The organism is Algoriphagus sp. (assembly GCF_024305035.1).
In the GTDB taxonomy this organism is placed as follows: Bacteria; Bacteroidota; Bacteroidia; order Cytophagales; family Cyclobacteriaceae; genus Algoriphagus.
In genome coordinates this window covers 1-11,100 of record NZ_JAMWZB010000057.1, presented here as the reverse complement: position 1 = coordinate 11,100, position 11,100 = coordinate 1, and the positions used below count along the sequence as shown (strand labels likewise).

The window sequence follows — 11,100 nt, the reverse complement described above, 5'->3', positions numbered from 1 at the left end:
CATACCCCCACAGTGGACTTACACCACCTAGTCGATTGCCATGCACGGCACACATTGAAAAAGCCAGTCCCTATTGGAACTGGCTTTTTGAATTCAAGAAGCTTATTTCTATTTTTTGATCAGTCGACCAGACATAACTATGTCGCCCTTTTGAACCTGAACCGTGTACATACCGGGAGCAATTCCCATCAAGTCCAACGTCTGTACAAAGGTCTCTTCCCGCATAAACTGATCGGAAATCTCTATTTCTAATTAATTCTAATATAATAGTATATTGCTACATTTTTAGGTCTAGTTTCCTTTGAGACTCGAGGTGTTCCATTGACTCCATCTGAAACAGGATCTCTAACAATATCGTTTCTAACTCCTGTATTACCATCTCCTGAATAAGTATTGAATCCTTGTGCGTCATAAGGCTGAATCATTTGATGCCAGTGACCTTGGAAGGTATCCACTTGAAAACTTCCAACCCCTCGATTATTTTCTGGGTCTCGAGTTAATGGATCTTTTTCTCCCACTGTACTTGTCGGATCGAAGGTGTTAAGTCCTCGAAGAAAAACCCCTCTTAAATCTGGTACCTTTGAAAATCCTGTAATTCTTGAAAATTTTGAGGAGGCAGCTGCTCTTCCATCACAAGGAATCCATTTTGATTTTTCAGCGGTATATACTCCCCCACTTTCTTCATGATTTTTCGTCAATTTTGAAAATTGTTCAAAGGTAAGAAAGGAAGAAATAATAGTTCCAACTGGAAGGTTTTGTTCTGAAAAAATATTTTCCTTCGCTGATGCTTTTGCAAATGCTTGACCTCTATCTGTTTCTATCGAAACAATTATATCCTCATTGATCGGCCTAGCACAAACTACAGAAAACGCTAAAGACTCAATTTTTTGACCTACCTCTAAAATCCCATCAATTAAAACCCCATTTGGATAAACTGTGAAACTTTTAACTGTAGGCTTCTCATCACTTAATGAAAGCGGTTTGTAATAAAATGGAAATATAACTACATTATCTGTTTCGATCACTGAACCAGCAATTAGTCCAGGTGACATTATATTTCTTAATTCTAAACATTTAATATAACTTTCATATAGATTTGTATTTGGAATAGTCCCATAAAAAGAACTGTAACTTCCTTGCTCGATTTTTATTTCAGTAGTTTCTATAACTCTAGATTTAAATTCATTAATCTCTTCATTTGAAGAGCTCGCACCTATTGTTAATGGCAAACCGTTTTTTAAAGGTAAAGTGAAGGATCCTCCCCATTTTCCACTTTTTAAATCAGAAATAAATTTTTCAGAGAGCAAATATTTTTTAAGATCAGAGCTAAAATTATCAGAAGACTCCATTTGTGTAATGGAGTATAAACCACCCTCTAATAATTTTGAGCATACATCTTGAACCCCTTGGCTAAAACCCACAAAAGAAATTCCAATCAAAGTCAGTAATGTTAATAAAGATTTTTTCATGATTTTTTTCTAAAAATTTCTAAAAAACAATTAATGATCATAACCTTATCTAGAGTCCGGCGACTTTCACATAGTAAATGGGAGGTGGTAGTTGATTATACATTATCCCAATGTTTCGGGATGTTAATCTTAATTAGCCCCACCACAAAAAACACATACTGAATTAAATTGAGCAATGTGCGAAATTTCCACAGTTCTGGACCAAGTGACGTGTAGGTCAACATATCAATAAAAAAGACTGAAAAGCTATAAAAGAATATTCCAGACAAGATCCAAAACCAGGGATCACGCATGATTTCCCCATTTTTTTCTGCCAATCCCAATAAGGCAAAAGCCATCAAAAAGGAATTGAGTACCATCATCCCTGAAATGAGAAAGGAAGTATAAATATCCAAGGGAATACCAAAACCGAAACGGATAATCATCTCCATCAAAAAAAGAAAGGATATTCCAGTCCAAAGTACTCTTCTCCATAGGCTTTTTTGTGAAATTTGCAGAAATTCAAAAACTAGCCAGATAAAAAATAAAGCTTCAAACCAAAGGTAGAGGTTCAACAAATACGCATGGTATTTTCCCAGTTCCAGATCTTCCAGCACTCCATAAATCCACCAGCCCACGATATCCGTAATTGCTCCAAATAATAGAAACACAAAAAACAGGCGAATTTTTCGATCGCTAGTCCTCCATTTCGTTCCTGCCAAAATCAAGGGAATCCAAATGGCAAAAGTGGAGATTTCCTGGATAGGAATCTGATAGAACATTAAGGTTATGAATTTGGAGGTGGTGGCCAGGAGTATTGAAGCAAAACACGGTCTTCCATATTAGCTTCGTTATAGCTTGGCAATAATACTCCTTTATCGGAAAGTCCAGCAAGAACAATCCTGATTCGATTGGTGGCTATATACTCAGGATTTAAATCATTATATCCAAAAAAATATGCGATATGCTTAAGATTTGGTTGATTTAAAAAAATCGAAAAATCAACAATTGTATTATTTTCAAAAAAACCGAATGGGTAGTTATTAAATGGTTTTCTATTTGAATCCAAAGGAAACAGGTTTTTAAATCGATTTATGGCACTTATTACTTGACTATTAGGGGTAAATTTATCCTTCCTCCCTAAAACCATTGAAGGAACACTCAGGTCTTGAATTCTTCTATTTGGACTTGTTCCCAAATAACCTTTATTTATTATACGATCAGACTCTAAAAGACTACTTTTTGAAGGTTTTGTGGGAAGATTATTTGGATCATAATAAACATCATCTTCAAAAAACAAAACCAACTCGTCCCGCTGGTTTAATCCAAACCATGCCATAAAGCCTTTATAAATCAAAGGAGGATTTTTAATATAGGGAAGAGATTCTACATCAATTATACCCCCAAATTGGACAACCGGATCTTCCTTTGGAATATTGACTTGAAAGTTTTCCACAAGACCTTCTGCTTGTTGAAGTGGAATTATAAAATTGTTCATATTTTTATATTTAAAATTAACCCGGGAAAAATACCTCCGGAAATTGCTCAATCACCCCAATTTAGCTCCTTAGGCCCGAGATTTTGGCCGGCTGCTGTTTCGACCAAACGTTCTGTTGAAAATCTGATCTCAATATTCTCCATACTTTTGACCCACACCATCCCCAACTAGATTTCGGTCACTTTCAAATAGTTTTTGGCAATCACCACTGAGAACACCAAGCCTAAAAAGATTTTTCTATTTTCATTTTGTTCCATCTTATTTCTTGATTCTAAAATCTTCCGACTCTAACTACCATCTCCTCAGCTTCCCCAAAAACTCCTCCTTCCGTCTTCTCGACACGTCCACATGGGTGCCATCACTCAACTTAACCTGTCCGCCTTCTCCTTTCAGGTATTCTTCTACCTCAGCCATATTGATCAAGTGGGAATTGTGCACCCGACAAAAACCAAATTCCTCCAGCAACTGCTCCACGTCTTTGAGTGTCCGAGAAACCAAGAGTTTTTTACCATCCTTTAAATAAAAATAGGTGTAAGTATTGTCGGATTCACAGCGGACAATCTGACGAATCTCTACAAACAAATAACCGTGAAGGGTCGGTAAAGCTATCTTCGTTTGCTCCTTCGGAGCCTTGAGATTGTAAATCAATTGCTCGATTTGAGACTCCTTTTTGTCTTTTTTGGTCAAAAAGCGCAAAACCGCCGTCCGAAACTCCTCTTTATCCAAGGGTTTGAGCAAGTAATCCAAAGCTGCCAAACGAAAGGCTTTGATCGCAAAATCCTGATGTGAGGTAATGAAAATCAGGTCAAAATATATTTTTCCTTTTTGGGCAATCCAGTCCAGAGACATGCCGTCGGGTAGCATCACATCACAAAATGCCAAATCCAGGTCTTCAGAATCACAAATACTTTGGGCTTCCTTGAGCGAACCCGCCTCGAAAATACTCGAAAAGTCCTCAAATTGCCCGAGCAGTCCCACCAATTGCTCTCGTGCCTTGGGTTCGTCCTCCACCACCAATACGCGATACTTATTTTTCATTCTACTTCAAAAGGTATAGTCAGTAAAACCTCACGGCCTCCTCCCTGAAGGTCTTTAAATTCATATTTCGCTTGAAAACCCTTCCATTCATTCAGCACTTTAAATCGCTCCTTCATCAGCTGAATACCCATGCTACTTTTCTTGACCAACTTACTGAGGTCGTAGTCCGGCTTTTCGATTTTTCCCATTCCTTCATCTGCTATCTTGCAGTGCAGATAGGCTCCTCCATTCGACTGAATTTGAAGTCTTACTTTGCCTTCTTGACTTAAGCCATGCCACACCGCATTTTCCAAAAAAGGCTGAATCAGCATGGGAGGGATATAGGTTTGATCTTTTAAAATCCGAGGATCTACCTCGAAATCAAACTGGAAGGCATTGCCCGTTCGGAGTTGCTCCAGTTCCAAGTACAGTTCATTTGCCTCCAACTCCTCTGCAAGTGTCACCCAATTTTTTGCAGAACTCTCCAAAACATAGCGAATCAGTTTGGAAAACTTGATCAAATACTCTCCGGCTAGCTTGGCATCCTGCTGCTGGATAAAATGATGAATGGAATTCAGACAGTTAAATATAAAATGAGGATTGATCTGAGCTCGAAGTGCTTTGAGTTCTCCTTCTGCTTTGGAAAGGCGAATTTGCGTTTCTACCGCTCTGGCTACAGCTTCTCGCCGGGATCGGTAAATGACAAAAAATAAGAACAAAAAGGCCAGCAAAACCGGAACCAAACCTACAAGCAAGGCCACAAAAATCTCAGAGTTTTCCTGTTTGGGGGAAGTCGTCTGAAAAACAAAAACAGTCATCATTACGGAATACATCTCTTGGTACTTTAAAAAATGAATTCCAAAAACAGCAGCTTCAGAATTCACAAAAAGCTTTTTACTAAGGTTTGATAATTGAAATTAAAAAATTATTTGACATTCAAGTTATTATGAACAAAAAATTCATACATAAGTAAAGATTATGCAAAAAATTAGCCCTGAATAATCTAGAAATACCGACGATACTTTTGAAAAGTAAAAACGAATGAATTTCAACTACATAAATTTTGATTTGGTCAAATATTCAACCAATAATTCAGCTTTAGCACCAGCGAGCGCTGCTTGGAATTAAATGTATCAGGGAAATAATTGTCCGTGTACACCAAAAAGAAATCTGACACTGGCGCAAATCTCCACTGAAGCCGAGTGTTGACGTTGATATTCTCGATCTGATTATTGTATTGAATAAAAGTCGTCCAAAAAAGCGACTTGGTAAAAGTCAGGTCAATTCGAGGACCGACGAGTAAAAGGTCTGCATCGTTTTGAGGCTTGGGAAGTCGAATCCGGTTGTAGCTAAAATTCATTCCGATATTTGCCGTATAACCGATTCTCCAAGCCAATTCACTTCGCAAAGTGGTAATGTTTCCTGTAAAATATTTTCCTGCTTCTCCCTCTAGGCCAAAGTTGAAAGCTTGTCGGGAGTTACTTCGAAACTCAAAGCCATATCTACTGACTTTGTAATCAGTGCCTGCCAAAAGCGGCTCTCCTCCCGTTCGCGTTGGATCAAAATCATCAAATAAATACACATAGCTATTGGTATAGCCTACTGTGAACTGGGCTAAGGACTGAAAAAGCACTTCGTATTGCAGTTCGATATCTCGGTCGGTATTTCCCAGGGTTTCGTTCCATCTCAATTCGTATTCAATTTGAGGCCCGTGACTATTGATGAAGGTCGATCTAGGAAAAAAGCGATAGCCTAAGTCAGGATTAAACCGCTTATAATCCACCCGAGGGACAAAGCCCACTTCTGGATTATATCCCGCCCCAATATCAAGATAGCTCGCACTCCATCTCCAATGCAGGTCGCTATACAAAATATAGGCGTTTAAGGTTCTTGGATTTTCTTTTTCAATACTTTCGAAGGTGCGGTGATAGAGGGCCTTTCCTGTCCAACGATTGTCCTCAGAGGCCAAATTATATTCCACCCCCATCATCCGGTTGTACGCATTGGGATTGAAGAGACTTTGGTACTCGTCCAAGGCCAGAGATTCCCGATCGACAAAAATGAAACCCACATTTGAGCGAGAAAAGACTTTTTTCTGAACAGCCAAGACGCTAAAATTTTTCCCAGAAATCCCTCGGTCTTCATCCGTGGCTGTTTGCATATTCATCAAACCCACTCGCCAATCATCGGTTACTTTCCCTGATAATCGGGCCCCGTAGATAATCTTATTTTGCACATTTTGGCCAGTAGCGCTGTCTCGATCCACACCGATTCTACGGGAGAAAAAAGGTCTGGCAAGAGGATGACCAAAACTGGCAAAAAGATCACCGTTTTCCAGGAAAAACTGTCTTCGCTCGGGAAAGAAAATCTCAAAACGATCCAAATTAGTCACTTGTTGGTCGACTTCCACTTGGGAAAAATCCGGATTGAAAGTCAAGTCGAGATTCAATGCCGGCCCGATTCCCACTTTGGCATCTCCACCTACGGCCGGGGTAAAATCCTCGGAAGTACCCTCCAGAAAATTCTGAGCTGTTCGACCAGCTATAAATGGGATCAATGAAATATTTGCCGAATTTTTTTTAAGCGGTTTTTCAAAAATTAATGGACGGCTGAAAGCCGTGGAAATAATGGGAAAATTTCGAGGAATTGGAGTCCAGCTACTTCGTTCTCCCAGATGGCTATCGATCCGATAAAAATTTACATTCCAGTTTTGAGCTCCATCTTTGAAACGGATGGTAGATAAAGGTATAATTGCCTCCACTTGCCAATGATCCTGGTGAACAGAAGCTCTTGCATACCACTTGTTATCCCAAGCCAGATTCAAATCCTCCGAACGGGCACCTCCATTGGCCAGGAGCGCTTCACGCTGCACTCCGTAGGGGTTAATCCCAAACTGAAACGCGTTGGTTTTATCATTGAAGGTATCAAAGACAAAGCTGATGCCATCGTTTTGCTCGCCACGGTAGTCTCTTCGAAGGGAAGTGGACACGTATTTTCGAGGTCCAATATTCTCCATGATGGCAGCGATGTAGAGATTGTCATCGTCAAATGCGATTTTTACTCGGCTTTGTGCTGCTGCCGCTGAAGTATCATAAGGGAAATACTGAGTAAAATTATCATTCCAACCCTCAGGCCCCCAGATTTCCTCATCCAGGATACCATCGAGCACAATTGGCTCTTTGAGCTGAAAAGCGAAAGCATTCAATTCTTGTGAAACCGCAAAAGAATTAATGCCGCTAAAAACAAGCGCAAAACAAAATAAAATGCGTGAATAAGATCCCATAGCTTAGTTGATCGTACAAAAATATTATTGTACTATTCTTAGAAAGGGATATTTTTATAAGTGGTTGCTTTGGATTATTTAGCTGCTCCGAAAGCGGTTAGAATCAGGGATCTCCCCGAGGCCTGTGTTCTAAATTCACAGAGGTAAATACCTTGCCATATTCCTAGGTTGAGTTTTCCACCACTGATGGGAATTTGCAGGCTGGTGTCAAAAAAACTAGCTTTAATATGCGCAGGCATATCATCGGACCCTTCATCGATGTGGATAAAGCGTGGATAAGTCTCGGGAATCAATTCATTTACAAAGGTTTGGAAATCCCTCCTCACTGCCGGATCGGCATTTTCATTGATAGTCAGCGCGGCCGAGGTGTGCTGAATAAAAACCTGTAAAAACCCAGTTTGAATTTGGCTGATTTCAGGAATGGCTTCCAAAATTTGGTCGGTAACCAAATGATATCCCGATGAGTAAGGCCTTAATTTTAGACTCTTTTGAAGCATAACATTCATGGAAATCATCACTTAGATTCTTCTGACTGAATTTTCCAAAACACCAATTCCGGCTATTTCGATTTGAATAAGGTCTTCAGGTTCCAGCGTAAAATCATCGGGCACGATCCCCGTACCGGTCATCAAAAAACACCCTAGCGGAAAAGAATTTGACCGAAAGAGCCAATCCGCTAATTCTTGTGGCTTTCGTTTTAATTGGGTCAAATCAGTTTGCTCTGAAATAACCTGTTTTCCACTCCTAAAAATTCGAAGCTGAATATTCGTATTTTCAGGTAATTCATGTTGAATCAAAATGCAGGGACCTAAAGCCGCCGAACCCAAATACATTTTTGCCTGTGGAAGATAAAGTGGGTTTTCGCCTTCTATGCTCCGGCTGCTCATGTCATTTCCGATCGTAAACCCCTGAACTTTTCCTGAGGGGGAAAGCAAAAGCGTGAGTTCCGGTTCTGGCACATCCCAAGTTGAATCTTTGCGGATAGTTACTTTTCCACCGGGATTGGAAACCCGACTAGCCGTAGCCTTGAAAAATAATTCAGGGCGGTCTGCATCATAGACTTTATCGTAAAAATCCGCTCCGCCAGCATCCTGAGACTCTTCCATTCGTGCAGTACGACTACGGTAGTAAGTGACACCTGCCGCCCAAACTTCTTGATTTCCCATGGGGACTTGAAGTCCCTCTTCCATCAGGGTTTTTGCTTCTTCCATCGTCATTTGCACCCAATGCTGAGCCTCTGAATACAATAGGTCTTTTAATCTATCACGACCCAGCAATTGATCCCAATCCGAATCAGGACCAAGAAAAAAGTCCCCATTGATGTCAAGGAGCGGCTTATTTTCAATTTTGTACAATTTCATGGTATAATAGGTTTATAAATTAATCAGAATCAAAATTAAGGTAATCAAAGCCGGAAAACCCTGCACCCAAATTATTTTTTTACTCACGGTAAAGGCTCCAAAAAGCCCAGCAATTAGTACACAGCTGAGAAAAAAAAGCCTGATTTGAAATGCAAAATCAACGGGAGTAAAAAAGGACCAAATGAGCCCAGCTGCTAAAAACCCGTTGTAAAGACCTTGATTGGCGGCCAAGAATTTGGTGGAGTTAAAAAACTCCCTCGTCCCACCGAAAACTTTCCGACCAAAACTTTCCCATACCACCGCTTCCATCCAAAAAAAGAGAAGATGCTGTAAGGCAATTAGTCCCACAAGAATATGGATTAGGGTTAACATGGCATGATCAAAATAGGAATTTTTTTGGAGAACTCGCCTCCGGTCCACCCGACAAAAACATTTGCCCTGTTATATTTACCCAAAAGCCTTTGTTATGACATCCATCAAACTACCCATTGCCTTTCAAACCCAAATGAAAAGTCTCTTAGGAGAGGTAGTTTATAAAGAATTTGAAAAAGGAATTGAATCAGAGCCCAGAACTTCCATCCGGCTCAATCCTTGGAAAAAAAGCATAAATCTTGATGATTCCGTGGCCATTCCTTGGTCTGAAAACGGATACTTTTTACCACAGCGTCCGTCCTTTACTTTAGATCCGAGTTTTCATGCAGGCACTTATTATGTACAAGAGGCCTCTTCCCTGTTTATTGAACACATCCTGAAAAGCCAGAGGGTCGAAAAAGGGATATTTCTAGATTTAGCCGCTGCACCAGGCGGAAAATCCACCCTCCTGAGTTCTTACCTCGGCGAAGATGGTTTTCTGGTCGCCAATGAAGTCATTCAAGCTCGAGCCCAAATTCTCAGGGAAAACTGCATCAAATGGGGCTTGGGAAATATCTTAGTCAGCAATAACGACCCAGAGCATTTTGAGCCCTTGGAAGGCCTTTTTGACTTAGTTCTAATCGATGCTCCCTGTTCAGGCGAGGGAATGTTCCGTAAAGATCCCCAAGCCCGAACAGAATGGTCCCCCGACCATATCCAACTCTGCGCAGCGCGACAAAAACGGATTCTCGATCGAACCGGTGCCTTGGTCAAGGCAGGGGGTTATTTGATCTATAGTACTTGCACATTTAATGAATTGGAAAATGAAGAAATGATTCGCTTCTTGACCGAAGAGTTTGCTTACGAACCCGTTCGAATTCCCCTCGATCCCTCGTGGAAAATTGTGGAAAGCAAAGTAAAAACTGAAAATGGCGAATTTTACGGCTACCGCTTTTTTCCCCATTTGGTCGAAGGAGAAGGTTTTTTCATTACGGTTTTAAAGAGACCAGATGATACTCACCGCCTAGAGCCAAAAAAAGTCAAAGATTTTAAGCATCCATTTTTGAAAGAAATTGGGTCCAAAGAAGCCGAACAATTAGATAGTGAGCTCAACTTTCCTTTGACTGGAGCCTATTATCAATTAAACGAAAGTTATTTCAGAATCCATCAGAATTGGAAAAACCATGTGGATAAACTTTCTCAGCATCTGAGCATCAAATACTTTGGTGTCGAGCTAGGAAAAAAGCAAGGCAAAGAATGGATTCCAAGTCCAGCTTGGGCATTATCTATTTTACCGAAATATAAATTTGAAACAATTCAATTAACTAAAGATCAAGCCTTGGACTTTTTGCGAAAATCCGATATTCAATGCTCTGATTTGCCTAAAGGCTGGATTCTGGTTTGCTTCCAATCCCTTCCGCTTGGTTGGATCAAAAATTTGGGAAACCGGATAAACAACTATTATCCGAAAGAATGGCGGATTAGAAATTTGTGAATAGCCCATAAAAATTCCTCCTCCTAGCATTGAATTGGAGTATCAAAAAGGAAATCCTTTTGGTCGACAATTTCAATTCGGGAATATTTTGAGTGGGGAGGATTTATAAGAAAATTAAAATCTCCGGGAAGCCCTGCCGAAGGAACTTTCAAAACGCAAGCCTTCGCTCCGAAACAGTTTCATCCCCAACTAACTGTAGGTATAAGGTGAGGAAAACCGTTCCAATTCACGCGTAATTTTTTAACAGAAGGTGATGCTGTAGCAATAGATTCCGGAATATTAATCTCGACCATCGCATAGTATTTGGGTAAAAAGGATAAAGAAAGGTGCACTGCCACTTCGGCCATCGCCAATGCTCGACTATCGGCAGTAAAGATCGATTCGGTTCCCTACTATTCCATCGATTCCCTGAGATCGCGGCTCCTTTTCCGGATAGTTCAATCCCATATTTCTTTCGAATCAGCAAAAAAACTCTTCAATTAAAATGACATCTTCTCGGTAACTTCATCAAATCTGCGACAGTCTAACTCACTCATTTTTAAAAAAATTTGACCTAGAAATTACGCCAATTCTCTAAAAAAGGAATAAAAAATTATGTGTATCCGGTCTATTGCACGTAAGGGTAAATCGAGGCGAGAACTAATCGG

10 protein-coding genes are annotated in these 11,100 nt (G+C 40.2%); 1 reads left to right on the top strand and 9 read right to left on the bottom strand.

The window, feature by feature from the left end:
- Positions 1-248: 248 nt before the first annotated feature.
- From Q0L00_RS19330 to Q0L00_RS19290, 9 genes are all read right to left on the bottom strand, one after another.
- Positions 249-1,469, bottom strand: a complete 1,221-nt coding sequence (locus Q0L00_RS19330; RefSeq protein ID WP_297338539.1) for a hypothetical protein — start codon at positions 1,467-1,469, stop codon at positions 249-251.
- A 95-nt stretch (positions 1,470-1,564) separates the two neighbouring features.
- The gene (locus tag Q0L00_RS19325; protein ID WP_297338538.1) at positions 1,565-2,230 is read right to left on the bottom strand and encodes a hypothetical protein; all 666 of its coding nucleotides are present in this window, start codon (positions 2,228-2,230) and stop codon (positions 1,565-1,567) included.
- A 5-nt stretch (positions 2,231-2,235) separates the two neighbouring features.
- Positions 2,236-2,946, bottom strand: coding sequence for a hypothetical protein (locus Q0L00_RS19320; RefSeq protein ID WP_297338537.1), 711 nt, complete (start codon positions 2,944-2,946; stop codon positions 2,236-2,238).
- A 291-nt stretch (positions 2,947-3,237) separates the two neighbouring features.
- Complete coding sequence (locus tag Q0L00_RS19315) at positions 3,238-3,984, bottom strand: LytTR family DNA-binding domain-containing protein (RefSeq protein ID WP_297338536.1); 747 nt, start codon at positions 3,982-3,984, stop codon at positions 3,238-3,240.
- Positions 3,981-4,847: a histidine kinase gene (locus tag Q0L00_RS19310; RefSeq protein WP_297338535.1), complete on the bottom strand. Its 867-nt coding sequence runs from the start codon at positions 4,845-4,847 to the stop codon at positions 3,981-3,983. The genes Q0L00_RS19315 and Q0L00_RS19310 overlap by 4 nt, the downstream gene beginning before the upstream one ends.
- Positions 4,848-5,035: 188 nt before the next feature.
- Entirely contained in the window at positions 5,036-7,246 is a 2,211-nt protein-coding gene (locus Q0L00_RS19305) for a DUF5916 domain-containing protein (RefSeq protein WP_297338534.1), read from the bottom strand.
- Between the two features lie 74 nt (positions 7,247-7,320).
- Positions 7,321-7,752: a secondary thiamine-phosphate synthase enzyme YjbQ gene (locus tag Q0L00_RS19300; protein WP_297338533.1), complete on the bottom strand. Its 432-nt coding sequence runs from the start codon at positions 7,750-7,752 to the stop codon at positions 7,321-7,323.
- A gap of 12 nt (positions 7,753-7,764) precedes the next feature.
- Entirely contained in the window at positions 7,765-8,607 is an 843-nt protein-coding gene (locus tag Q0L00_RS19295; RefSeq protein WP_297338532.1) for a fumarylacetoacetate hydrolase family protein, read from the bottom strand.
- Between the two features lie 12 nt (positions 8,608-8,619).
- Positions 8,620-8,979 (bottom strand): DUF1304 domain-containing protein, encoded by a 360-nt coding sequence (locus tag Q0L00_RS19290; RefSeq protein WP_297338531.1) that lies wholly within the window; start codon positions 8,977-8,979, stop codon positions 8,620-8,622.
- Positions 8,980-9,073: 94 nt separating this feature from the next.
- Between Q0L00_RS19290 and Q0L00_RS19285 the strand changes: the two genes are divergently transcribed.
- The gene (locus tag Q0L00_RS19285) at positions 9,074-10,453 is read left to right on the top strand and encodes a tRNA/rRNA cytosine-C5-methylase (RefSeq protein WP_297338530.1); all 1,380 of its coding nucleotides are present in this window, start codon (positions 9,074-9,076) and stop codon (positions 10,451-10,453) included.
- The last annotated feature ends 647 nt before the right edge of the window (positions 10,454-11,100 follow it).

Excerpts from the sequence above, each read along its gene's own strand:
- Q0L00_RS19295 (WP_297338532.1), bottom strand. The coding sequence starts at position 8,607 with ATGAAATTGTACAAAATTGAAAATAAGCCGCTCCTTGACATCAATGGG.
- Q0L00_RS19285 (WP_297338530.1), top strand. The coding sequence starts at position 9,074 with ATGACATCCATCAAACTACCCATTGCCTTTCAAACCCAAATGAAAAGT.
- Q0L00_RS19305 (WP_297338534.1), bottom strand. The coding sequence starts at position 7,246 with ATGGGATCTTATTCACGCATTTTATTTTGTTTTGCGCTTGTTTTTAGC.
- Q0L00_RS19300 (WP_297338533.1), bottom strand. The coding sequence starts at position 7,752 with ATGAATGTTATGCTTCAAAAGAGTCTAAAATTAAGGCCTTACTCATCG.
- Q0L00_RS19325 (WP_297338538.1), bottom strand. The coding sequence starts at position 2,230 with ATGTTCTATCAGATTCCTATCCAGGAAATCTCCACTTTTGCCATTTGG.
- Q0L00_RS19330 (WP_297338539.1), bottom strand. The coding sequence starts at position 1,469 with ATGAAAAAATCTTTATTAACATTACTGACTTTGATTGGAATTTCTTTT.
- Q0L00_RS19320 (WP_297338537.1), bottom strand. The coding sequence starts at position 2,946 with ATGAACAATTTTATAATTCCACTTCAACAAGCAGAAGGTCTTGTGGAA.
- Q0L00_RS19290 (WP_297338531.1), bottom strand. The coding sequence starts at position 8,979 with ATGTTAACCCTAATCCATATTCTTGTGGGACTAATTGCCTTACAGCAT.
- Q0L00_RS19315 (WP_297338536.1), bottom strand. The coding sequence starts at position 3,984 with ATGAAAAATAAGTATCGCGTATTGGTGGTGGAGGACGAACCCAAGGCA.